General features: G+C 45.5%; 26 protein-coding genes. 15 read left to right on the top strand and 11 right to left on the bottom strand.

The features are described 5' to 3' along the window. Positions 1-43: 43 nt before the first annotated feature. On the top strand, positions 44-1,261 hold the full coding sequence (locus tag AC5W14_RS12065; RefSeq protein WP_496194531.1) for an NRAMP family divalent metal transporter: 1,218 nt from the start codon (positions 44-46) through the stop codon (positions 1,259-1,261). 12 nt (positions 1,262-1,273) lie between these two features. Further along, positions 1,274-2,035 (top strand): LamB/YcsF family protein, encoded by a 762-nt coding sequence (locus AC5W14_RS12060; RefSeq protein ID WP_496194530.1) that lies wholly within the window; start codon positions 1,274-1,276, stop codon positions 2,033-2,035. A gap of 286 nt (positions 2,036-2,321) precedes the next feature. Here AC5W14_RS12060 and AC5W14_RS12055 read toward each other — a convergent pair whose 3' ends face one another. The 4 genes from AC5W14_RS12055 to AC5W14_RS12040 all read right to left on the bottom strand — a co-directional run bounded on the left by AC5W14_RS12055 (position 2,322) and on the right by AC5W14_RS12040 (position 6,688). After that, positions 2,322-3,725, bottom strand: coding sequence for a glycoside hydrolase family 32 protein (locus AC5W14_RS12055; RefSeq protein WP_496194529.1), 1,404 nt, complete (start codon positions 3,723-3,725; stop codon positions 2,322-2,324). Positions 3,726-3,750: 25 nt separating this feature from the next. Then, positions 3,751-5,160 (bottom strand): sucrose-specific PTS transporter subunit IIBC, encoded by a 1,410-nt coding sequence (locus tag AC5W14_RS12050; protein ID WP_496057600.1) that lies wholly within the window; start codon positions 5,158-5,160, stop codon positions 3,751-3,753. A gap of 157 nt (positions 5,161-5,317) precedes the next feature. Next, positions 5,318-6,307, bottom strand: coding sequence for a LacI family DNA-binding transcriptional regulator (locus AC5W14_RS12045; RefSeq protein ID WP_496194528.1), 990 nt, complete (start codon positions 6,305-6,307; stop codon positions 5,318-5,320). 108 nt (positions 6,308-6,415) lie between these two features. Then, positions 6,416-6,688 carry a hypothetical protein gene (locus tag AC5W14_RS12040; RefSeq protein ID WP_496057598.1) on the bottom strand — a complete coding sequence of 91 codons (273 nt, stop codon included), beginning with the start codon at positions 6,686-6,688 and terminating at the stop codon, positions 6,416-6,418. Between the two features lie 177 nt (positions 6,689-6,865). Here AC5W14_RS12040 and AC5W14_RS12035 point away from each other — a divergent pair, with 177 nt between their 5' ends. Both AC5W14_RS12035 and AC5W14_RS12030 read left to right on the top strand, forming a co-directional pair. Beyond that, complete coding sequence (locus tag AC5W14_RS12035) at positions 6,866-7,462, top strand: YdhK family protein (protein ID WP_496194527.1); 597 nt, start codon at positions 6,866-6,868, stop codon at positions 7,460-7,462. 158 nt (positions 7,463-7,620) lie between these two features. After that, positions 7,621-8,826 (top strand): Bcr/CflA family efflux MFS transporter, encoded by a 1,206-nt coding sequence (locus AC5W14_RS12030; RefSeq protein ID WP_496194526.1) that lies wholly within the window; start codon positions 7,621-7,623, stop codon positions 8,824-8,826. 45 nt (positions 8,827-8,871) lie between these two features. Here AC5W14_RS12030 and cyoE read toward each other — a convergent pair whose 3' ends face one another. Then, positions 8,872-9,810: a heme o synthase gene (gene cyoE, locus AC5W14_RS12025; protein WP_496057595.1), complete on the bottom strand. Its 939-nt coding sequence runs from the start codon at positions 9,808-9,810 to the stop codon at positions 8,872-8,874. A 445-nt stretch (positions 9,811-10,255) separates the two neighbouring features. Here cyoE and AC5W14_RS12020 point away from each other — a divergent pair, with 445 nt between their 5' ends. The 4 genes from AC5W14_RS12020 (at position 10,256) to AC5W14_RS12005 (ending at position 14,908) form a co-directional block, all read left to right on the top strand. Beyond that, positions 10,256-10,720, top strand: coding sequence for a hypothetical protein (locus tag AC5W14_RS12020; RefSeq protein WP_496194525.1), 465 nt, complete (start codon positions 10,256-10,258; stop codon positions 10,718-10,720). A gap of 162 nt (positions 10,721-10,882) precedes the next feature. Beyond that, the gene (locus tag AC5W14_RS12015) at positions 10,883-11,941 is read left to right on the top strand and encodes an alpha/beta hydrolase (protein WP_496194524.1); all 1,059 of its coding nucleotides are present in this window, start codon (positions 10,883-10,885) and stop codon (positions 11,939-11,941) included. Positions 11,942-12,137: 196 nt separating this feature from the next. Continuing rightward, positions 12,138-13,232 (top strand): alpha/beta hydrolase, encoded by a 1,095-nt coding sequence (locus tag AC5W14_RS12010; protein WP_496194523.1) that lies wholly within the window; start codon positions 12,138-12,140, stop codon positions 13,230-13,232. A gap of 95 nt (positions 13,233-13,327) precedes the next feature. Next, on the top strand, positions 13,328-14,908 hold the full coding sequence (locus AC5W14_RS12005) for a hypothetical protein (RefSeq protein WP_496194522.1): 1,581 nt from the start codon (positions 13,328-13,330) through the stop codon (positions 14,906-14,908). 54 nt (positions 14,909-14,962) lie between these two features. On the opposite strand, the gene AC5W14_RS12000 is transcribed toward AC5W14_RS12005, so the two are convergent. Next, positions 14,963-15,955: an ABC transporter substrate-binding protein gene (locus AC5W14_RS12000; RefSeq protein ID WP_496194521.1), complete on the bottom strand. Its 993-nt coding sequence runs from the start codon at positions 15,953-15,955 to the stop codon at positions 14,963-14,965. A gap of 180 nt (positions 15,956-16,135) precedes the next feature. On the opposite strand from AC5W14_RS12000, the gene AC5W14_RS11995 reads away from it, so the two are divergent. From AC5W14_RS11995 to AC5W14_RS11965, 7 genes are all read left to right on the top strand, one after another. Next, positions 16,136-17,164 (top strand): FecCD family ABC transporter permease, encoded by a 1,029-nt coding sequence (locus AC5W14_RS11995; protein WP_496057589.1) that lies wholly within the window; start codon positions 16,136-16,138, stop codon positions 17,162-17,164. Beyond that, positions 17,161-18,183, top strand: coding sequence for a FecCD family ABC transporter permease (locus AC5W14_RS11990; RefSeq protein WP_496057588.1), 1,023 nt, complete (start codon positions 17,161-17,163; stop codon positions 18,181-18,183). Before AC5W14_RS11995 ends, AC5W14_RS11990 begins: the two co-directional genes overlap by 4 nt. 51 nt (positions 18,184-18,234) lie before the next feature. After that, a complete protein-coding gene (locus tag AC5W14_RS11985) occupies positions 18,235-18,522 on the top strand; it encodes a hypothetical protein (RefSeq protein WP_496057587.1) in 288 nt (95 codons plus the stop codon). 490 nt (positions 18,523-19,012) lie between these two features. Further along, positions 19,013-19,771 (top strand): peptidoglycan DD-metalloendopeptidase family protein, encoded by a 759-nt coding sequence (locus AC5W14_RS11980; RefSeq protein ID WP_496194520.1) that lies wholly within the window; start codon positions 19,013-19,015, stop codon positions 19,769-19,771. A 194-nt stretch (positions 19,772-19,965) separates the two neighbouring features. Beyond that, complete coding sequence (locus AC5W14_RS11975; protein WP_496194519.1) at positions 19,966-20,802, top strand: DUF4397 domain-containing protein; 837 nt, start codon at positions 19,966-19,968, stop codon at positions 20,800-20,802. After that, the gene (locus AC5W14_RS11970) at positions 20,771-21,409 is read left to right on the top strand and encodes a class F sortase (RefSeq protein ID WP_496194518.1); all 639 of its coding nucleotides are present in this window, start codon (positions 20,771-20,773) and stop codon (positions 21,407-21,409) included. Before AC5W14_RS11975 ends, AC5W14_RS11970 begins: the two co-directional genes overlap by 32 nt. A 178-nt stretch (positions 21,410-21,587) precedes the next feature. Continuing rightward, entirely contained in the window at positions 21,588-22,532 is a 945-nt protein-coding gene (locus AC5W14_RS11965; RefSeq protein ID WP_496194517.1) for an AEC family transporter, read from the top strand. A gap of 45 nt (positions 22,533-22,577) precedes the next feature. Here the strand turns inward: AC5W14_RS11965 and AC5W14_RS11960 are convergent, their stop codons facing one another. From AC5W14_RS11960 to AC5W14_RS11940, 5 genes are all read right to left on the bottom strand, one after another. Continuing rightward, on the bottom strand, positions 22,578-22,799 hold the full coding sequence (locus AC5W14_RS11960; protein ID WP_496057582.1) for a DUF1659 domain-containing protein: 222 nt from the start codon (positions 22,797-22,799) through the stop codon (positions 22,578-22,580). Further along, on the bottom strand, positions 22,796-22,996 hold the full coding sequence (locus tag AC5W14_RS11955) for a YvrJ family protein (protein WP_496057581.1): 201 nt from the start codon (positions 22,994-22,996) through the stop codon (positions 22,796-22,798). The genes AC5W14_RS11960 and AC5W14_RS11955 overlap by 4 nt, the downstream gene beginning before the upstream one ends. 68 nt (positions 22,997-23,064) lie before the next feature. After that, on the bottom strand, positions 23,065-23,283 hold the full coding sequence (locus tag AC5W14_RS11950) for a DUF2922 domain-containing protein (RefSeq protein WP_252314205.1): 219 nt from the start codon (positions 23,281-23,283) through the stop codon (positions 23,065-23,067). A gap of 39 nt (positions 23,284-23,322) precedes the next feature. Beyond that, entirely contained in the window at positions 23,323-23,541 is a 219-nt protein-coding gene (locus tag AC5W14_RS11945) for a DUF1659 domain-containing protein (RefSeq protein ID WP_496057580.1), read from the bottom strand. A gap of 6 nt (positions 23,542-23,547) precedes the next feature. Next, entirely contained in the window at positions 23,548-24,084 is a 537-nt protein-coding gene (locus AC5W14_RS11940; protein WP_496057579.1) for a sigma-70 family RNA polymerase sigma factor, read from the bottom strand. Positions 24,085-24,196 lie beyond the last annotated feature (112 nt).

Here is a 24,196-nt window from a genome sequence, read left to right as displayed (position 1 = left end):
GATTGCATTAGCTTAACAATTATGAAAAAAAGGAGGCAGTGATATGAGAAAAGATCCGCTGGCTTCAGCCTATTTGTCTTCGAAAAGCCGAATGAACGCAATGATCGGTGCGGTATTTCTAATGGCGACTTCTGCGATAGGCCCGGGATTTCTAACACAGACGGCCGTTTTTACTGAGCAGCTGCTGGCAAGCTTCGCCTTCGTAATCCTTGTGTCGATTATTTTGGATATCGGCGCCCAAATCAATATCTGGCGCATTATCGCCGTTGCGAAAATGAGAGGGCAGGACATAGCAAACGCGGTTTTCCCGGGGCTCGGCTACGTAGTGGCCTTTTTTATTATTTTAGGGGGCCTTGCCTTTAATATAGGAAATGTAGGAGGGGGCGGGCTCGGCGCCAATGCCCTGCTTGGCGTGGATCCGACAATTGGTGCCATTTTGACCGGTATTATCTGTATTGTGATTTTTCTATTAAAAGAAGCCCATGCGGCAATGGATCAGATTGTCCGTTATTTAGGTATTGTTATGATCGGATTTACCGCCTACATTATGATTGTCAGTAACCCGCCTTACGCGGAAGCGGCCTTTCGTACGGTCGCTCCGCTCGAAGTGGACTTTCTGATTATTATTACGATCGTAGGCGGTACGGTAGGCGGATATATTACGTTTGCCGGCGGTCATCGTCTGTTGGAAGCAGGCATTACCGGCAGAGAGAATTTAACATATGTCACAAGAACGGCGGTATCGGGAATTATTGTTGCTTCTGTTATGCGGACCCTCCTGTTTCTTGCTATCCTGGGAGTAGTAGCCGCTGGATATTCGTTGAATGCGGACAACCCGACGGCCTCGGCCTTTCAAATAGCAGCGGGCGACATCGGCTACCGGATTTTCGGACTCGTGCTCTGGTGCGCAGGAATTACGTCTGTCATTGGGGCGGCGTTTACGTCGGTGTCATTTTTAACTACGTTTCACAAAAGCGTGGAACGGTATAAAAACTACTGGACGGTAGCTTTTATTGTGTTATCAACGACCATTCTGGCCATTATAGGAGAGCCGGTGATGCTGCTCGTCCTGGCAGGCGCGGTAAACGGGCTGATTCTGCCATTGACGCTCGGTTCGATTCTGCTCGCTGCTCACCGTGTCAGTATTGTTAAAGACTACAAGCATCCGATCTGGATGACCATATTCGGGGCGGTCGTTGTAGGTTTAACGGCGTATCTCGGTATTTATACAATGATAAATATGCTTCCACAGTTGTTTTAAAGGAGGAACACGATGGCGTACCATATTGATTTGAACTGTGATTTAGGAGAAAGCTTTGGAACCTATGTATTAGGGAATGACGAAGAAGTGTTAAAAGAAATTACTTCTGCCAATATTGCCTGCGGGTATCATGCAGGTGACCACCAGGTAATGGCGCAGACGGTAAAACGGGCGAAAGCCGCCGGTGTTTCTGTAGGGGCGCATCCGGGGTTTCAGGATCTGCAGGGGTTTGGACGCAGAGAAATCCAGACGACGCCGGAAGACGTCTATCAATTGATAGTGTACCAGGTCAGCGCGCTGCAGGGCTTCTGCCGGATCGGAGGAACATCCGTGCAGCACGTGAAGCCGCACGGCGCATTGTATAATATGGCAGGGAGAGATCCGTTGCTGGCTGAAGCAGTAGCCGCAGCGGTTCGTGACGTGGATAAAAATATTATTCTGTTTGGTCTTTTCGGCAGCGAACTGTTGGCCGCAGGCGAAAAACAGGGGCTGCGTGTCGCAAAAGAAGCCTTTGCGGACCGGACCTACCAGGCGGATGGCTCTTTGACCCCGCGCGGACGGGACGATGCCTCCATTCATGACGTAGCGGAAGCGGTCCGTCACGTAGAACAGATGATTCTGGAAAAAACCTGTACTGCCGTGGATGGCACGATTATCCCAATGGAAGTGGATACACTCTGCGTTCACGGAGACAACCCGCAGGCACTCAGCTTTACCAGATCGATGCGGCAGATGCTGCTGGAAGAAGGCATTCAAATTCGTTCTTTCTCTTAAAAAAACAAGGCTGTCCCAAACGTACAGTTGGAAAATAGCGGAAGCTTTCGGCAGGTCATGCTTCAGCTAAAGAGGAAAAGGTCGACCTCTTTATCTTCACCGATGGCTGGTCTGCCTGAGCATTCCTGTCGGAAAAGAAAGGCTCTATTAAAAGGACCATCACGGTATGTAAACCCCCTCGTATTCTTTCCAAAAGGAATACGAGGGGGTTTCGTCTGGCATCTCTTATTTATTAGTAAAACGAAGAATACAATCTACAGAGCAGGTTTTAGGACAGCCCCGTTTTCTACGTCCAAATACTTCTCAGCTCCCATGTCGTAATAGTGAAGGGGGATTCTTCAAAAGGATGAAGGGAAAGTTCCCGAGACTCTTTTGAAGGGAAGATTCGGGAAGTGAAGACATGCTCCCCGTTGTTAATAAAAATTTCTATAGAAGAAGTATCTAAAAAGATATGAAGGTTTTTCAATTTTTTAACAGAAGTTTTTCTTTCTTCTTTTTGACTGCTTTTAAGGCTGGTACGCTTAAAAATAAATGTCTGCTGAAAAGCATCATAGTGAATGTCAGCTGTGTTTCGAATGTTAATCGCAAATGAAGCAGGGGGACATTCCAGAAACATCTCTAATGTCTTTTCTTCAGATAAAGAAAGATGAACTCCTTCAGTAGAAAGAGAGGAGTAATGATACGTCTGCTGTTTATTGCGTAATAATTTTAATTCTTCCGCAGGAATCTGCTGAAGGGAACCATTCACCAGCTTGAGTTCCCTGGGAATCGTCATCGCATGAATCCAATTGTTCACAAGGGTAGGGTGGTGTTTTTCTGTTTCATCCGGCATGCCCATCCACGCGATCAAGAGTCTTCTCCCTTTACTGTCCAGCATAGTCTGGGGAGCATAAAAGTCAAATCCATGATCCAACTCAGTGAATCCTCCATGCTTGTAGGTTTTATTCTCGTAATTTAGAGTTCCTGTAAAATAACCGGACTGAAACAGGTTATTGTAACGGTCTCCCTCCGCTTCCATTCCCTGCGGAGATACTAGGAGAATATCTTCCCCCTCCAAATAGAACAAATCCGGACACTCCCACATGTAGCCAAAATAGCCTAATCCGTTAACAAACGAGCCGGCAATAGAACCATGATGGGACCAATGGGTAAAATCTGTGCTGCTGAAAAAAGCCACTTTTCCTGTATAGTCTTTTCCTTGAGCGCCGATGACCATATACCAGACTCCATTTCGTTTCCACACTTTTGGATCTCTAAAGTGAGAAGTATAGTCGGAAGGCAGATTAAGAACCGGGCCTTCTTTGTTAAAGGTTTTTCCATCTGAAGACATGGCCCGGCATTGATAGGTAGAGCGTCTGCCTTCCTCGTCTTTAACGTTTCCGGTATAAAAAAGAAAAAGGGAACGATCAACTACGATGGCACTACCGGAATAACAGCCATTTTGATCATACCAGCTGTTAGGGGAAAGAGCCGGCGTCTGTCTCTCCCAGTGAGCCAAATCTTTAGACGTATAATGTCCCCAGTGTTTTCTTTCATGGGTAGGAGCAAACGGATTCCACTGATAAAAAAGATGATACGTTCCATCATACTCAACAAAACCATTTGGATCGTTCAAAAGCCCTTGAGAAGGAGTGAGGTGAAATTGAAGACGGTAATCATCGGAAAGGGGTTCCTGGCTGTTTGAAATCAAAGGGTAGTCTCCTTTCTTTATAAAATTATGGAGTCTTGGATTCCTTTTGGCTGAGGTGCTTCTTATCGGAAAACCCAAAGAACCAGGTTAAAACGAAGGCTACGGCAATCGCCACGATGTTAACTAAAATATAAGAGAAAATTTGTTCATTTAAATAAAGCAGTGCACCGGGAAGCACAGTAATAGCCATCCCTGTTCCTTGAAGATTTAATACGGAAGCCAGAAATCCGCCGGCGCCGCCTCCAATAAGTCCCATAATAAACGGTGTACCATAACGAAGGTTTACCCCGAAAATAGCCGGTTCTGTAATACCTAAGAGAGCAGAAAATGAAGAAGGATAGGCTAGGGCTTTTAATTTCTTTGAACTGGTCTTCGCTGCCACCGCAAGAGCTGCCCCGCCTTGTGCCGCTACTGAGGCTGTAACGATGGCGTTATAAGGATTGCTTCCTGTAGCTTCCAGCATTTGAATTTCCAATAAATTAAATACGTGATGAACACCTGTTATAACGATGATCTGATTGAAAAAACCAATCAATAATCCGGCAATGCCAAATGGCCAGTCCAAAACAGCCAGGGTGCCGGCTAAAATTACATTTTCTAAAGCGTGAAGGCTGGGGCCCAGAATAAAAAGAGCCAGAGATATCATGATCAGCAAAGTAATAAATGGTGTAACAATAAGATCCAATGCTTCGGGCATTTTTTTTCGAATCTGTTTTTCAAGCTTTGCCCCTACCAATCCAGTAATAAAAGCGGGCAGGACAGAACCTTGATACCCGGTGACCGGAAGAAAATTAAAAAACATAATAGGTTCTGCTTCATTGCCGGCTACTTCCCAGGCATTAGGCAGGGCAGGGCTGACAAGCATTAAACCGAGAACTAAACCAATTATAGGACTCCCGCCGAATACACGGAAGGCTGACCACGCAACTAATGCCGGCAGAAAGACAAAAGCCGTATCGGTAAGAATTTCTGTAAATAATAAAAAGTTGGCAGGAATTTCGTCAGGGGTCATGCCAAACCAGGCCAGAATTTGTTCCTGCAGTACTAATCCCCGCAGTCCCATAAAAAGACCGGTGGCAACAAGGGCAGGGATGATAGGAACAAACACGTCACCAAAGGAACGGATAGCACGTTGGAAAAAATTCCCTTGATTCTCATTTTCCTGTTTCTGCTGTGATTTCGTAGATTCAGGAGTTCCAAGCTGCACGACTTCTTCATAGATTTTGTTAACGGTGCCGGTGCCTAATATAATTTGATACTGTCCGGAATTATAGAACGCCCCTTTAACTTTATCTGTGTTTTCGACTTTTTCCTGGTCAATTTTTTCTTTGTCCTTTACCATGATCCGCAGCCTGGTTGCACAATGCGATACCGAAGAAATGTTTTCCTGTCCACCTACAGCATCAATAATTTGAGCAGCGATCGCCTTATTCATTCAAAACCCTCCTTATGTGTAAAGAAACCTGTCCTTTCAGTATGTGTAATCGATTACACATACAAAAAAATAATATAGTACATGCACATAAACGTTCCTAAAGGATATGTTATCGATTACACATTAATTTTAATGTGTAATCGGTTACATGTTACGATCATACGCTATCTCTAATTAAAAGTCTATAGCCTAAAACCATTTTTTGGATAGTATGATCTTTGGTTCGGATTTTATTTAGTATTAATTTTGCTGCTTCCCGGCCGGCTTCTTCGTTTTTGAAATCTATTGTCGTTAAAGGAGGGTCAACGTTTTCAGAGATTTCAGAAGCACCGATGCCGGCAACGGCTATATCTTTTGGAATGGAATAGCCTTCTTTTTTTAAATAACGCATCGCTCCGACGGCTAGACGATCTGTCACTGCCAGGACTGCTGTCGGTTTGACATCGGAACATTGAATAATGGACTGCATCGCCTCGAACCCCGGCTGAATGCCAAAGGAAGCTTCTTTCATTAATCCGGTTTCTAAACGGAGTCCGCTTTCTTTCATGGCGTCTTCGTATCCTTTTTTTCTAAGAGAGCCAACTGCTTCATCTTTTTCATTCACGCCAATAAATGCAATGTTTTTATGGCCTTTTTTTATTAAATACAAAGTTAATTCTTTTGAAGCGTTATAGTTGTCATAAACAACATAGGACTCTTCGGCAAATTTCTGCCCTACGACGACGAAAGGAATATTGATTCTTTTCACTTCTTTCATTAACAAGGGGTCTACGTTAGTGGCATTTAGTATGATGCCCTCGACCTGCCTGCTGCGCAGAAGTTTTAATAACTCAATTTCTTTTTGAGGATCCAGGTTGGAGGCAGTTAAAATAATTTGATAACCATGTGCTGCAAGCTCCACATTAATACCATCCACTACCCGGCTCCCGGATTCTGTGCTGAGCTTTGGTATGATCACACCGATTACTTTTGTTTGTTTTGTTCTTAGAGACTTAGCGTGCTCACTTGGTATGTAGTGATGCTCTTCTATTATTTTCAAAACTCTTGATCGTACCTCTTCACTGACGTAGCCGGAATTATTTAGAACTCTTGATACTGTCGCGCCGGAAACATTGGCTAAGGATGCAATCTCTTTTATAGTAATCAATGTAGGAACTCCTTCTGGAAAATACTAATACATCTTCCTATTATACAAAAATAAACAATTCCCGTCCTCTATTAAGAAGGAGAATTGTTTATAAACAGATAGGGACTATCAGATGACAAGTGCAGATGGCATCATGTAATAGGAAATAATAGAAGATTTACTGGAATGCGGTGTGGTATCGATAGCAGTTACTTTCGTCTCATAGGCACCAATGTTAAATTCTTCCCCAAGTTCAAAGCCGTCCCACTCATTGAGACTCTCATCGAGTATTGGAGAGGTTCGCAGGGCTTCTACAGTATCGAAAAACAAAATCTGCTGCTTTGTTTTTGGGTCAGCGGGAACATAAATGAACTGAATCACGGTGTCATTGGAAAGATTCAATCGATAACCACCTTCTTTTTATAGTATGGAAAGTTCTTTATAAAGAATTATATACGAAATTATCGATCTGTCAATAAGTACCAGAAAAAAATCTGTATTCTTCACGAATTCTTCATACATGTACGATAAGCTGTAACCATACAGAGAAATTAGAAAAGAGAGGGAGGCACCTTACCGATGAAAAAAATCACAGCAGGAAGTACGTTGCTGGCAGTCGTTTTAGCTTTAGGAGCCTGCGGGAACGAGGAAGAGCCGACAAATATGATGGATGAGGATACGATGATGGACGAAGATATGTCGGAGCAGGAGATGATGGACGAGGAGTCAGAAGGCCACATGAACCATTCCAGTTCCGGAGAAGTACCGGATGACCTCCAGGAAGCAGACAATCCTGAATATGAGGAAGGCAGCCGTGTCATGATTGAAACAGGTCATATGGAAGGAATGGAGGAAGCGGAAGCCGTCATTGAAGGCGCGTATGACACGACGGCCTATGCTGTCTCTTATACCCCGGAAAACGGCGGTGATCCTGTAGAGAACCATAAATGGGTCGTTCATGAGGAATTGGAAGACCCAGGAGAGGATCCTCTTCAATCCGGTGACACTGCCGTGATGAACACAGACCATATGGAAGGTATGATGGGAACAGAAGCTGAAATAGATTCAGCCGAAGATACGACGGTTTATATGATTACTTTTACCCCGACAGATGGCGGGGAAGAAGTATCCAATCACAAATGGGTTACCGGCGATGAATTGTCTGAAATAAACTAATCAACAGGGGTCTTCCTTTTAAAAAGGAAGACCTTTTTTGTATTTTCCGATAATTTTTATTTCTTTTTTTCCAAATAAAGGGCTACACCTGGCAGGAGGGAACAGGTATGCTTGTAGAAGAAAAAAAGATGTTATGAATAGAAAGGTGTTCAACGTATATGATACAAAACCCGCAGGGCAGGCAGCGGCTCGGGCTCGCAGTGCTTCTGAGCCTGCTTGCTATTCTTGGGCCGCTTAATATTGATATGTACCTGCCCAGCTTTCCAAACATTGCCGAAGAGTTGAACGCCAGTGCATCCATGGTCCAGCTCAGCTTAACCACCTGTTTAATCGGACTTGCCGTCGGACAGATTGTGGTCGGTCCGATCAGTGATGCGAAAGGAAGAAGAAGACCGCTGATCATTTCTTTAATTTTATTTGCGGTCGCCTCGTTTCTCTGTGCGGTTGCGCCGAATATTACGACATTGATCATCGGGCGTTTTCTGCAGGGGTTCACCGCAGCTGCAGGTGTCGTTTTATCCCGGGCGGTCGTCCGGGATATATTCAGCGGGCGTGAGCTCACGAAGTTTTTCTCGCTTCTGATGGTCATCAATGCTACAGCACCGATGGCAGCTCCGATTGCCGGCGGTGCTATCCTGCTTCTGCCTTTCGCCAACTGGTCGACTATTTTTATTTTTCTTGGCCTGCTTGGTCTGATCATTGTTATTATTATCAGTCTCCGGCTGGAAGAAACCCTTCCTATGGAAAAAAGAATGCCGAGCACGCTCAAGCAGTCTGTCGGTACGCTTTTTGATTTAACGAAAGACAAAGCCTTTATTGGCTACGCGCTTACCCTTGGATTTGTGCATGGAGGAAGCTTTTCTTATGTTTCCGGTACGCCGTTTGTGTACCAGGGCATTTATAACGTATCGCCGCAGGTATTCAGCGTGCTGTTTGGTATTAACGGTATTGCTATTATTATCGGAAGTTTCCTGATCGGGCGTCTTTCCGGCATCGTGACGGAACGAACACTTTTGCGGACGGCGGTTCTGATTGCGTCGGCAGCCACAGCGTTTCTTCTCATGATGACGATCATAGAAGGGCCGCTGGCGCTCATTGTTATTCCTATCTTTGTTTACATGACGGCGATGGGGATGATATTAACGAGCTCCTTTACGCTGGCGATTGCCAAACAGGGCCACCGGGCCGGCAGCGCAAGTGCTCTGCTGGGAATGCTGCCGCTGATGATCGGATCGATTGTTTCTCCACTTGCCGGAATTGATGAAACGACGGCGGTTCCGATGGGAGCGATTATGTTCAGCACGACGATACTTGGAATGATTGCCTTTTTCCTGCTGACCGAAAAGAAAACGGATATTGTGTAATAAAAAAAGACCGGAGGGCATGAGCCCTTCGGTCTTTCGTATGGATTACTGGAAAAACGGCATGATAAGTGAATATCCGATAATGACAGCAAACAGCAGTGTCATATGGTTCAAGGAAAAAATAAACATGGTTTTTGCCCATTTTTCCGGTGCCATTTTTTTGTAGGAAGCAATGCTTGTGATCAGCCAGGCGGCGCTTAAAATAAAAGCGACAGCCACAATAAAAGAGCTGAGCTGGATGAAAAGAAAGCTGGAAAGCACAAGCGCGATAAGATAAACATTAGTCTGAATATACGTCCGGCGGTTGCCTTTCACGACAGGAAGCATCGGAATACCGGCTGCTTTGTACTCATCGTGGCGGCGTATCGCAATCGCATAGAAATGCGGCATCTGCCAGATAACCATAACGATGAAAAGACCTAATACTTCTAAATGCATAAAATTATTCGTAATAGCGGCCCAGCCGATTAACGGCGGTACTGCCCCGCTGATACTGCCTACTTCTGTGTTATAAATGGTGCGGCGCTTTGTCCACATTGTATAGGGCACAACATAAAGAAAGAGTCCCAGAAATCCCATAAGAGCGGCAAGTGGTGAAGCGAAGGCTAAAAAGCCGATACCGGACAGCGACATGACGGTGCCGAGAATAAGAGCATTCCGGGAATTCATACGCCCGGTTACAGTCGGCCGGTTTTTTGTACGGTCCATGATTTTATCAATGTCCCGGTCATATACGTTGTTGAACGTTCCTGCTGCGCCAATAACAAGTGCCGATCCTATGATCGCAAGAATGATTGTACCTATTTGATCAAAAAAAGAAATACCATTTATAAATAGTGCAAGGCTGATCCCCGCGAACATGACAATTAAATTGGATTTAATGATTCCGGTTTTTATCGTCTCAGCAAGTACTTTACGGAGTGCCTGCTGCGGAACGAGGAGAGAGTCCTGTTGAGCGTTATGCTCGATATTTTCACTTCTCATCTGCGTCTCCTTCCCCCTTGAGTTGAAATGTTATGTAACCAATGTATCATATTAATACTACCAAATCCCGAAATCAAGAAAGAGTTCGGGATGTTGTCAATAATATGTGAACGCTTTTTGACTAATATCAGATAGTTCACACAGCTTTCGTACAAAAACGCTACCACTTATTATACCTTATACGCTTACATTTTACGAGAACTTAAATAGGACTAAACACTCAAAAATGGATTAAACAATAAAATAAAGGTTTGAACACGCAATCGACGTGTTTGAGTTATAAGCTTTAATAAAAATAAGAGTACGGTTGAATAAACCAGGTTGTCGTTCTTTTTCAAAAAACAAAAGAGCATTCAGTAAATAAATAAGCCCGGAGGCACTGGACAGAGCGGGGAAAGACACTTAATATAAAAAGAAAAAGAACAAACTTTCGGGAGGTAACTATATGGACAATCAATGGATGCTTGCAGCAGCAATGGGTTTTGCCATAGGTACATCCGGCGTGCTTCCTGCCCAGGCGGCAGGAACGGCTGAGCAGTCTTCTGCTTCCGTAGAAGAAAAAGCAGAAGATGACACCATCGCTTCTCAGTGGCAGACAGCGCTGAAGCAGATTGCCTCCCAATATGATATCGATATACAAAACAAAGCAAGACTTGATGTGATTGAAGAAATCGAAGACGCTGTGTTGAAAGAAGCCGCCCTTCAGTACAACATACCGACAGCGCAGAAAGAACCGGTAGAGGTTATAAAAGATATTCAATCAGTGCAGCTAAAGCAGGCTGCGGACGTTCTAAATATAGATGTAAACGGCAAAACGCAGGATGACATTGTTGGAGAGATACTGGATAAACACGAAATAGAAGCAGAAATGAAAGGGTTATTTCCTTTTATTTCCTACTTTGCTGTGTAAATTCAGGGTAAAAAAAAGAGCCGGAGCGGCTCTTTTTTTTGTTTTCAGGAAAGCAAATGTTAAAAGAGGCATCATTTCGGGAATTGATAGTAATAGTGAACAAAAATTACAGTCCAATAGTTATATAGAATAGTGATAATGTCATTATAAGGAGGACCGGTCATGCAGTACACCCAAGAAGAACTAGTCCAACGTTTACAAACAAACGCTGTCGTTCATTATAATGGTATGGAGAAAATAGAAAAAAGTATTCCTTTTCAAGAGAATGAAAAAGGGATGGACCCAAGAGTAAAGCAGCTTATTCTCGATGAAGAAAGCACGAATTTTAAAAAGCCGATTGAACTGGCGGATCTGGAAGAAATCCGCAGCAGCAGCGGTTTTAAAAATAATGATTTAAGCCGGGGTATCCGCGTGGAACACAGAAATATCTTTCTGGAAGATAGATCACTGCATATCCGGCTGTATAACCGCGGAGAGGAATCAAAACCGGCCATTATGTATTACCACGGTGGAGGCTTTTTTCAAGGGGATATGGACGCAGCGGAAAATCCATGTAAACTTCTCGCCGAGGAGACGGGAGCCGTCGTTATTTCCGTGGAATACAGGCTGGCACCGGAGTTCCCTTATGCCGCCGGACTGACCGATTGCCTGGAAGCGCTCCGCTATATATATGACACTGCGGAAGAATTGTCTATAGACCGCGATGCCATCGGATTGGTTGGTGACAGCGTTGGAGGAAACCTGGCACTTGGGGTCAATCATTTGAGTACGAATGAGCCATGGATTATTTCTCATTTAGGCCTGCTGTACCCACTCGTCGATCTGTCGGATTTTTCAGGGAAGAAATGGAATATGGCCGCATATGACTTCTCGGAAGATGAAGCATTGATTCGAAGAGAACTCATTAACATGAGGCAGTCTCTTTTTTTTATCCAGTCTCTTTATTTGAACGATCTCGAACAGGCGATGTCGCCTCTCGTATCACCGGTGCTGAGCGAAGTAAAGCAGAATATTCCGCCTGTGACCATTGTTACGGCTGAATTCGATTATTTAAAAATTCAGGGAGCCGAATTTGCCAGGCAGATGGCCGATGCTGCGGTTCCTGTCCGCCATATTGAATACAAAGGGATGAATCATGCTTTTGTAGAGAAACTGGGCCGGTATCCTCAGGCGGCCGATGCCATTGCAGAAATCTCCCGTCACTTTAAAGAAACCATATAACGCTTTTCTTAAGCCGCCTGCTTATTGTAGAGGCGGTTTTTGTGTGAAGAAAAATTCACTATTGCTGATTAAAAATAAATGGTTACGGGAAAGGGACAGAAGAACTATAAAGAACGGCATCAGTTATATACAATTAGAAGAGTCGGGTTGGAAGGCACAAGCCACTGCAGCGAGCTCTTTTTAGGAGATGAATATTATGGCAGGGCACGATCAGCTGAAAAAGCAGATGCGGGAAAAAGAAACGCGCCGGATCCAGGGAAATATGGAGAAAATCATCAAGCATATTCCGGACCAGGAAGAGACCGGCGGACTGGATCCTAGAGTGAAGGACTGGATGCTGACAGCAGAGCCTGACAAAACAAGAAGGCCTTTGGAAGTAGACGATTTGGAAGAAATCCGGGAGCATGAAGGCTTTCCAAATACAGATATAGCTCCATCCGTTTCCAGCCGCGAGCTGACGATTGACCTGAAAGATCGGAGCATTCCTATCCGCATTTACAACGAAGGCGGCGGAAAAAAACCGGTAATGCTTTATTTTCACGGCGGTGGATTTTTCAGTGGCAATATCGCCATGGTGGAAAACCCGTGCAAGTGGCTTGCACAGGAATCAGAAGCGATTGTCATTTCAGTTGGCTACCGTCTCGCGCCGGAGCATCCGTTTTCCGATGGACTAAATGACTGCCTTGAAGGAACAAGATGGGTGTGGGAACAGGCAGAACATCTGCAGATAGACACTGACAACATCAGCCTGGCAGGAGAAAGCGCCGGAGCTAATCTTGCTCTTGGTGTAAGCGAGCTGAGCCTTAATGAAAAGTGGAATATTAAGCATATAGCTCTTCTTTATCCGCTTGTCGACCTGGCAGATTTTATCGGAGAACAGTGGAAAATAGACCAGTACAAATTTTACAACGACGAAGCATTGATCCGGGAAGAGCTGACGAGTATGCAGCAGGCGACTGTATTTATTCAATCCTTGTACCTTCAGGATTTAAATGAGGCCAATTCGCCGCTCGTATCCCCTATTGTCAGTGAAAACAAACACAGACTGCCGCCGATGGCTATCGTAACGTCTGAGTATGATTACTTGAAAATACAAGGACAGGAATATGCCAGGCAGGTAGCAGCAGCTGGTGTTCCTGTGAGCCTGTGGGAATACAAAGGAATGGACCATGCTTTTGTAGATAAACTTGGATACTATCCGCAGGCGGCTGATGCATTAACGGAAATAGCCGGTCATTTTCAAGCAGTCACAGCAGGAAAAACCGCAGCAGAATGGAAAAAAGGTTCATAATGTTCATAAAAAAACCGGTGAAATTAACAAGTATTCTCATAAATGGATAGAATAAAAGCACGGAGTTGTTTAAAATATCCTTATGGCTGTAAATAATGCAATTCTTAAGACATGGGATGGTGAATACGATGGATGGAAGTTCTTTATGCAAAGGGCTGATATCATTAAAGGGACACAAGCTTCGTCTGGTATATGCTCTTTTGCAGAGAACAAATACCATTGATTTGTTGATTTCAAGAGGACGGGAAGCTCTTTCTCCTGAAAGTGAAGATGCTTTTGGTTCGCATTTAGAAAGAGAAATCAGCCAGCTGGAGCAGGAAGACGATATTTTGCTGCAGCTGGATATCTTTTCAGAGCTTGGCCGGCTGATGAATGTGATTCAGCCTCCGCTTACGAGTGAGGCCGTACTTAAAACGCAATCAGACAATATTCTGGAGCATGCTTATTTATACTTGGAAAAGCAGAATAAAGTGTTTAAACAGTTTGCCGAAGTCCAGAAAAGCGGGACGAAGCTCGATCATATGATTCATTTTATTATGCTGTCCCTGCTGGACATTGTTGATACGGAATCAAGAGAATATTCGGAAGAAGAACTGGAAGAAACGGCTGAAGCGCTTCATGGCTGTCTTGAAAAACTTCCGGATGAATCAAAACAAAAACTGGCCTACCAGATTGGAAAGCCTGTAACGACTATGGCCGAAGTGAAGCGGATTATCCGCCGGTCTGAGCTCAGCAAACTGTTCTCTGCCGCAGCAGAAATTGAAGGATTATCTTCTTATCTCGAAGTTAACAAGCTGCTGGCGGTGCTGTTAAAGCGAAAAGGAGTAAAAGTACCGTTTGCTGAGCAGACGGACACCTCTTATTTAACGGCAGCGTTTGCCTCTCCTTTCTTTTTTCTGCCGGTAATTCTGGGAAACAGTTTTTTCTCTCAGGGCGCCCAGCATTTTTATTTCAAAAAACTGCTCGTGCCAAGCACGATTGTGTACATTTCGCTGCTGTCTTCCCTTACAGAGGAAGAAGAAACCTATGAGCCATTACTGGAAGCGTGGAAAAAAAGGACGGCTTTTTATAAAAAGGAATTAGAGCATGCGGAACAATTGAAAAATAAAATATCCTCCCAGGAATCAGTGATTCGTTCCAAGGAGCAGAAAGTCCAGGCACTAAAACAGGAAATGGATCGAAGCATGTCCATTCTTGATGAAGCGAAGAACGATATCTGGCTGTCTTTGTATACGAACGGTTTAAAGGAATGGGACATCAATGAGACGTTTGCTTCCTACCGCCGGGAATACAAGGAAGCGATGAACCGTTTAAATGAAATCGAACGCCAGCGCCGGAAGCATAATCCCCGTGCCGGTTTTCGGAGCATAATGAACCGCACGGCAGCGCATGTAACAACGTATATGGATGAAAAGAAAGAAAAGCGAGAAGCCAACGAAGCGATGCGGAAAATGGTGGATGAATTCATTGAGGCAGAACACGCCTATGAGCCATATAAAAAAACGGCAGCGCTGGAAAAGAAGAAAAAGGTAGAGGAACTCCAGAACGCCAAACAGGAGGCAGAATACCAGAAAGAACAAGAACGCCGGCGCTGGAAGGATTATAAAGAACAATATAAAGAGAGCCTTGCCACAATCAGGGCGCTGGAACGCGACAACGCTTCAATTACGAAATAAGAAAAGCACGATCCTCTCTTGAGGATCGTGCTTTTAGTATAATGAGGCGCTGGGTTATTCGTCCGCGCTGTCTTCAAGACTTTCGACTACAAAGTCAAGCTGGCTTTCAAGAGATACAGGATCATTAAAGAAAGAGGCAGCCGTATCGAGCTCGTAAACATTATCTTCCTCAACGGCAGGAAGGTTCTGCCAGACATTACTTTCATAGACTTCATCGGCTGAGCCTGTTTCCGATTCCTGCCATGGGCTCGTGAAAATGATATCTCCGGCATACTCGTCCAATGCTTCCAGCGAGACGTTCACAAATCCTTCTCCACTGTCGATAGCATCTTCCTGTACTGCTTCCGGCGCGGCCAGGCCGAATTCATCGTAAATAATCTCGCCGCCGCGGGCAAACGTATTACCAAACACGTAAACGCCTTTTTCAAACGGCTGAATTAGAGAGATCGTACGGTCTCCTACGCTTTCTTCTACAGAAGCCCGGTTTTCTTCAATGGATTTATCCCACTCCGTAATCCATTCTTCGGCGGCTTCTTCTTCGCCGGTCATCGTACCGAATTCCTGGAGCTGTTCTTTAAAGGGAAGCTGGCCGTAATCGATAGTGACAGTAAGAGCGACATCCTGAAGCTGTTCGAGGTTTTCATCCGAGCTCAATGTCACAATAAGGTCGGGTTCGAGGGCCAGCACTTGTTCTACAGAAGTGCCATCGCCTAAATCTTCAATGCCTTCTGTCATTTCTTCGTCAAAATAGGGATTTTCCAGAGCCTGGGTGGTGGCACCGATTGGCTTTTCATCAAGCGCAAGGAAATATCCCACATAAGAAGGGGCGAGCACTACTATGTTCTGCGGGTCTTCTGGTATATCAAAGGAACCGTTGGGTCCTTCATAGGTCACGGTCTCACCGGAGCTTTCCTCCTGTGTTTCTTCTGCAGAGGATTCTGTATCCTCTGTCTCTTCCTGGCTGTCTGCTCCGCCGCCGCACGCCGCCAAAAGCGTTACTGCTGCCGCGGAGGCAGTAAACATGCTTCGATGAATCCACTTTTGCATGATGTATCTCCTTTTAAGTTATAATTGATAAAGATTATCATTATCATATAGTTTTTTCGTTCGTTTTGCAACGTATTTATTATGAGGAAACACCTAGACATTTACTGTAGTTATTGCTAAGCTTTTTATGATTGAAAATGATTCTCAATCAAAACAATAAAAAAACAATGAGGGTTACATATGAAAGATAAACAAGCAGAAAAGGTAAAGCGCAAACCGCTTTCCGCGGCTTTCCTTTTTATTATTGGAACGCCGCTTTTGTTTTTAATGTTCATGCTCTCCATTTCTGTCGGAGCCGCAGATATTGATCTGCAGACCGTATGGGCTTCGCTTTTTTCCTTTGACGCTTCCAATAACCAGCATGTGATTATCCAGGAGCTGCGTCTGCCGCGCTCTACGGCTGATGTGGTGGTCGGCGCCGGATTTGCAGTAGCCGGGGCGGTTCTTCAGGGAATGACGCGCAATCCGCTGGCAGAGACCGGAATTTTTGGTATTAACGCCGGTTCAATCTTTATGGTAGCGATATGTTTTGCTTTTTTTCCGGGGCTTTCCTACAGCAATCTTATTTTATTTTCCTTTGCAGGAGCTGCGATGAGTCTCGGGCTGATATTTGGCATTGGAGCGATGACAAAAGGCGGTCTTTCCCCGGTCCGGCTTGTTCTGGCAGGAGCCGCCATCAGTGCTCTGTTTACCGCATTAAGTGAAGGAATAGCTATTTATTATAATTTAAGCCAGGATCTGGCTTTTTGGTACGCAGGCGGAGTGGCAGGCGTAAGGTGGGAGCAATTGCTGCCGGCGCTGCCTTGGCTCGCAGTCGGACTTGGTATGGCTGTAGTGCTGTCGCGTTCGATTACGCTGCTCAGCCTCGGAGAGGATATTGCTGCAGGTCTGGGAGCGAGAGTCCGCTGGATCAAGCTGTGCTGCGTGATAGCCGTACTTATTTTGGGAGGGCTGTCCGTTTCTATTGTCGGTCCGGTTGCTTTTGTAGGTCTTGTGATCCCTCATATTGTCCGCTACTTTGTCGGTGCCGATTACCAGCTGATTATTCCAGGCTCTATTATTGTTGGAGGTATCTTTATGACATTGGCTGATATCGGTGCCCGGATGATCAATCCTCCGTATGAAACCCCGATAGGCGCCCTGTTTGCACTGATCGGCGTTCCGTTCTTTCTTTATATAGCCCGTAAAGAAAGGAGAGAAAGTTTATGAAATCAACCGTTCAGGAACGGCTGCGGAAAAAACAGCTGTTTTTCTTTGCCGTTATTATCCTGCTCATTATGGCCGTCTTTTTTTACAGTATGAACACAGGCTTTACGAGCCTGTCTCCAATAGAAGTAATTCAGACCTTTATCGGGAGGGGGGACACTCAGAGCAGTTTGATTTTGTTTGAATTTCGTCTCCCCCGGATTGTCCTCGCTCTGCTCGTAGGAGCCTGTCTGGCGATTTCCGGCTGTATTTTGCAGGGAGTATCGCGTAACAGCCTGGCAGATCCCGGTATTCTAGGCATTACAACAGGTGCCGGATTGTTTGTCGTGTTGTATATTTCCTATGCGTCTTCTTTTGAAGCGGCTTCCGCTTTTACGCTGCCTTTTCTTGCCCTGATCGGCGGGTCTATAACCGCTTTTCTTATTTACGTCTTATCCTATGAAAAAAATGTCGGGCTGTTGCCGTACCGGATGATATTGAACGGAATTGCTATTGCAGCCGGCATCAGCGCGTTAATGACGATACTCATGCTCCGCCTCGCCCCGGAGCAGTACAGCTTTGTAGCCATCTGGCTGGCCGGACGCATCAGCGGTTCCACCTGGAATGAAGTGCTGTCGCTCCTGCCGTGGCTTGTTATTTTGTTTATTGTCATTATGTTTCGGGCGAGAGACCTGGATGCGCTCGCCTTCGGCGATAAAATGGCGACCGGTCTCGGCGTCACGGTGGAAAAAGAACGGCTTATTCTTACAGGGTCCGCCGTAGCTCTGGCGGCCGCCGGGGTGTCTGTCAGCGGCGGTATTGGATTTGTCGGCCTGATCGCTCCGCATTTAGCACGGAGACTGGTCGGAAGCCGGCATGTAATGGTGCTGCCCGCCTCAGCTCTTCTTGGCGGGCTGCTGCTCTTAACGGCAGATACGATCGGCCGCTCGATTATTGAGCCGTCCGAAATTCCGGCAGGCGTGGTCGTAGCCGTAATCGGCGCTCCTTATTTTCTTTACCTCCTCGCCAGGCAGAAAGCCTAGGTTTAACAAGAAGAGTATCTCAATGTATACTGGAAGCAGTAAGGAGAGGAAGTGATCAGTCTGTATCCTATTCCGTTAACCATTGTGTATGCTGCCATTATCATTTTAATAGCCTGCAGCATTTATATGATGTATCGAAAAAAAGTTCTGAAAGGTTTTAAAAGCATGGTGACTCCTATCTGCTTTCTGCTTGTCCCAATCATGAATCTGATTGTACTCTGGATGGGATGGTCGTCAATTGTCAGCTGGACAGCGTTTACCGTACTGCTGCTGCTCGGTGCTTATTTTATGAAGTACCTGCCAAAGCCTGGACCGGAACAAAATATGTCTGAAAAATAGTTCTCCAGAGACCGGAAACCAGTTTACGCTGGTTTCTTTTTTTGTATAAACATCTGTAATATTTTAAACGGGAAAAAAGCCGCTGCCTGCGCTGTTTAGCAAATAAAGGAAGTACGGAATTAGAGATATATTACATAAAAGAAGCGGCGGTATCGTTCGCTGCTGGGGCATTCCGTAGTGCCCTTCCAGTGAATTGGATGCTTAAATTACAAAGTGTTACATATTTAACGAGATAATGACGAGATTTCATTTATGATTACACTCTTCTAACAAGCATCGATAATCTATTGTGTTAACAGATTTGGCTGTCTATACTTCAACTAGTCAAACAGACACTATTGCCATTCAGTGAAACACAAAAATAAACTCAGGAGGTGAACGAGCGTTACTCAAGAAAGCCGCAAAAAGAAATACATAGATTAATCGAGTTATGGGGATTCGGAACTATGTTGTATTAACGGCCAATTGAACAATAACGCTTCGTACATTTATGAAAAAATTTATTCTAACTTCAATCGTGGGCACAGCCCTTTTAGCAGGACCTATTGCAGGAGCAGATGCTTCTGTAGGCGATCAGACACTTCGTGACGGAATGAATCATTCAGACGTAGCCGAACTTCAGGAGTGGTTGAATGAAAACGGCCATGACGCAGGTTCTGTAGACGGCGTCTTCGGACCAAATACAAAATCCGGTGTGAAATCTCTTCAGTCTTCTGAAGGATTAAGCGTAGATGGTATTGCCGGCAACAACACATTCGGTGCGATGGACCTGGAAGCATCTGCAAACACTAATTCAAGTGCTTCTTCTGAAAAAGTAGCAGGAGCTTCAACGGAAGCTTCTCAGTCCACTGGATTTAGTAATCCTACAAGCGGACCGGTAAGTTCTGAATTCGGGCCCCGCAATGGCAGCATGCATAACGGTATTGATATTGCTTCCGGCGGTCAGTCCAATATTTCAGTTAACGCGTCTGCATCAGGTACAGTGAAGCAGGCAACAACGATGAGCGGATACGGTAACACGGTTATTGTGGAACACACAGTAAACGGACAGACATTCGAAACGCTTTATGCTCACCTGGCTTCTATTAATGTATCTGCCGGCGACAGCGTTGGTCAGGGCGAATCTATTGGAATTATGGGTAACACTGGACAATCTACCGGTACACACCTTCACTTTGAAATTCACGAAGGTGCCTGGAACGGTGCTAAATCCAATGCCGTGGATCCAAGAAACTACGTAAGCTTCTAAATCATACTAAGTAAGCCTGTTCCCAAGCGGAACGGGCTTTTTTTATATTTTTATTTAATTAGTTATTTGAAAATTGAAAAATTAATGTTTAGAGCGTATAATAAATGGATATAGTATGTACAACTATTGTTTAATAGTTGGTTGTACATTTTCCGTCCCTCAGACACGTATCTTAATAGAAAGAAGGGAAAGGTATGAAAAAGTTTGCTGGATCGATGTTAACAGGTGTGCTGGCGTTTGGGTTGATTGGTGGAGGCACGGCTTTGGCCGACAGTCATGACATGGATGATGGTTCATCTGAAGATAACGGAATGGTAAGAATTGTTCATGCATCTCCTGATGCACCGGAAGTGGATGTGTATGTGGATGGAGAAGCAGTGGTCGAAGGGGCGGCATTTAAGGATGCAACGGACTATTTAGATGTACCGGAAGGAGAACGTGAAGTAGAGATTTTTGCGGCAGGAGAAGAGGGTGAAGGAGACCCGGTTCTGGCAGGCACGCTTGATGTGGAAAGTGGAGAAGCGTATACAGCTGCAGCTACCAACACACTTGATGAGCTTGAGCTGACAGTACTCGAAGACAAGCAGGACACAGCGGAAGGTATGTCAGATATTAGAGTGGCACACTTCTCACCTGATGCACCAAATGTTGATGTCGCGGTAACAGATGGAGATATACTGTTTGAAGATGCACCATTTACCGGCGTAACGGACTATCTTGAGGTAGAAGCAGGTTCCTACGATCTGGAAGTACGGCCTACAGGCACAGAGGATGTAGTACTTGATCTTGCCGGCACCGAGCTGGAAGGCGGCACAAGCTATTCTGTCCTGGCTGTTGGTTTTGCAGAAGGGGATCCTGCCCTTGATGCTATTGTTCTCGCTACACCATCCAGTGACAGCATGCCATCTGAAATGCCGCAGACTGGTGCAGGCGGAACGGATAACACAATGATGTATGTATTGGCCGGACTGCTGGCAGCTGGTCTTGGAGCTGGATACTATGTACGCCGCCGCGCGGACGCTTCTTCATAGTATTGTCCTCGCGTTCCTGATTCTTTTTTTAACCGGCAGTTCCGAAGAACTTATGGAAGCGGAAACAAAATTTACAGAAACGGCAGTAGAAGAGGTGGAAGCGGTAGAAACAGCAGAACCTGAGCATCAGATGGAGACGGTATCTGTTCCCCGTAGTGCGTCTGTGGCTCCTGCAGAAATAAAAATAGACGCGATTAACCTGGAAGCAGCCGTGGATGAGATGGGGTATACAGAAAGTGGAGGAATGGAAGTGCCGGATAACGGAGAGGAAACCGGCTGGTTTTCGCCGGGATTCAAACCGGGACAGCAGGGAAATGCCGTCATAGCCGGCCATGTAAATGACCGGTCGGGGCCTGCTGTATTTTACCATCTGGATAAACTAAATCCGGGGGACCTGATTGAAGTAAACGGTACGAATGGAGAAACAATTGCGTTTGAAATGGAATCTTCTGCGTCTTATCCGTACGATGATGCACCGATCCAGCAGATTTTCGGGGCATCGAATGACAGAAAGCTGCAGTTGATTACATGTACGGGAGAGTTTGACAATGAGGCCGGGACCCACCGGGAACGATTAGTGGTTACCGCATCAGCTGTAGAATACTAAAAGAGAGCCGGCTCCTGCAGCCGGTTTTTTTTTGCAGAAAAATTGGTTGAAGCGCTGTCATAGAAGGGATCAGGCGCACTTTAGCTTGCATGCTTATGAGAAGGGGCGTACAATCTGTTAAGTGATGCCGGCTGCCTGAACTTGAAAAAGCCTGTTTAATAGAAAGGATTTATATTTTATGCTGCAGTTAATGACACCTGTTTTTGTGATGGCGACCATCGTGCTGGTCGGCTTTTTCATTACAAAAAAAATGGATATATCGATTCAGACCCGCAAGTTTTTATCGTTTACCGTGATCAATTTTGCCCTTCCGGCAGTGATTGCGAACAGTATTTTTCAAACCCCGCTGGACCGGGAGATGTGGAATAACTTTGCCGTTATTTACATATTCGGATTAGTTTTAAGCAGTATAGGAATGACAGCTGGTTATTTTGCAGCCAAAAGCATGGGGTACGACAGCAGCTCCAGGCGCCAGCTTGCGATATTGGCCGGCTGCGGAAACACTGGATTTATTGGGATTCCTGTTGCTTATATGATCTTTGGCTCAACGATCGGCGTCTATGCTGCTATTTACGACGCTTCAACGATGACGCTCGTATTTACAGTGGGCGTACTGCTGTTAAAAGGAGAGCGCTTTTCTTTTAGACAGCTGCGCTCATTAGTAAATGCCCCGTTTATAACGCTTGTTGTCAGCCTGCTCATTGTCTCCACCGGAGTGGAGATCCCGATGTACTTTACGGAACTCGCCGGCACACTTGCCGGGATTTCCGCACCGCTTGCCATGATATACCTGGGTCTGCTTATCCCGACGATCCCTTCCTCGAGCTACAAGGCAGTCCGGGACTCTTACAAGCGCTTTATCGGCACGGCGGTTTCCATTAAAGTGCTTCTGCTTCCGGCTATTGCCTTTACGGCGCTTTTATTTCTGCCGATCGAAGGGGAACTGGCTTACATTATTGTGATCCAGGCTTCCATGCCGACGTTTATTCTGGCCATTGTTTTGTTTGAACGGTATCTAGGCGATGGTTCGCAGAATTTAGGTATTACGGCTATATTACTGTCGTCCCTTTTGAGTCTGCTCGTGCTTCCGCTCGCGATCTTTTTGGGCACGACGTATTTATAAAGCATAGGAAAACCCCTCCGGTTTTATAAACGGAGGGGTTTTTGGTCAGCTGTTTGTGTTATCCAGTACATATTCATTGGAACGTATCACTGTCAGCATGTAGTGCTGCTGCAGACTGATGAGAGCTGCGGCAGCTTTAGCCAGCGCTTCGTCATCGGAATAACTCGAGATATTCTGGAAGGTTTTCTTTTTAAATGTGTCTTTGCCGGCACTGTTCGTACCTGTATAAAATTCGATTACCAATCGGGATTGTTGTATATCAGTCATTGAGAAAAATCTCCTTTCACGAATGGGGATGAGGGGGAAGGGCGGGGTTCAGAATGGGATGCGGGACGAGGCGGAGTCTGATGAACGGTATAAATCAGCATATCCAGCTTTTTTTCCATGCGGTGCAGCAGATAAAAAGCAATAGCTGCTGAAATGCCGTGATCGCTCACTACTTGAATCCATAGATCTGCATTCACAACGGTATCTCCTTTACATCTGAATAAATAAGAGGGAAGCCGGGTGCTGCCCGGCTATTACATCAAACCTATGCTTCAAAAATAACATCAACACTGCGGTCCACAATACGGGCATCCCGCTTTCCGACGAAAAGTCCGCCGGAAGAGGTGAACGCGGCAGATGCAATAACAGCATCCATTGCGGCTTCTACAGCAATTGGGTCAGCTGGTTCAATAGGCTGCTCCAAAGTGATTGTTACTAGTTTTCCTTCTTCGTTTTCAAAGCGCAGTTCAAGTCGTTTATTCATTATAGGGGACAGCTCCTTTAGGTGATTGGTATAGTTTTTTTATGCAAGGTGGTGAAGGCTGTATTCATTGGTACGGACAATAGTGGAAACCGGAAGGGATTGAAGAGAAGCGAGAGCCTGGGCAGCTTCGTAAAGCGGAGCGCTGTCTGCGCGGTTGCGGATCTGTTGAAATGATTTGGAAACAAATGATTCTTTTCCATCTTCTGTAAGCCCTGCGTAAAACTCAATCGTCAGCTTGGATTTAATGGCCTGGTTCATCGTGCGTCACCTCCTTTCACTCTCTATATAGAGCGGAAGGGGAGAAAAGGGGGAGGCGCTGCATTCTTTTTTTAATTTTTGCAGTGCCATTTTACGCCACGACTTTACCGTAGAAGAAGAGACCCCGTACCGCTGGGATATCTGCTGAATCGTCCGGCCGTATATGATGGCTTCGATCACCCAGGTTTTTTCCCTGTTGGAAAGAAAATGCAGATAGTCTTCAATGGATTTTTCTGCCGCGAGGGGTGTTTCAGTAAAGTCAGAGACGATGCCTTCTGCCGCTTCATCCGTCAGCCATATGTGCTGCTGGTCGTAAGTCGACTCCCGGCGCAGGTGGGTGAGCATTTCGCCGCGAACATAGCTGAAAGCAAAGGTTGAAAAGGTGCCTTTTGACTCGTTGAAGTTCTGCCGGGCTTTCCATAGGGCGATGCGCCCGACTTGAATAAACTCTTCTTTGTTTTTATGAATATGAAGCCGTTTGACCATTCCTCCAATAAGAGGCATGTATTCTTCCATTAGTTGTTCAAATGTAGTCTCCTGCATCGTAAACCTTCTGTGGAGCGGCGCGCCTTCCGTTTATTCCATGGTAGGCCTATCATACTGCGGCCCGGCTGCCTTGGACGAACCGCTCATTATAATGCTGGGCTCTCCATTC

This window comes from Sinobaca sp. TMA16-18 (genome assembly GCF_059510535.1).
Note: the sequence above shows the minus strand (reverse complement) of the source record. Positions and strands in the feature narration are given on the sequence as shown.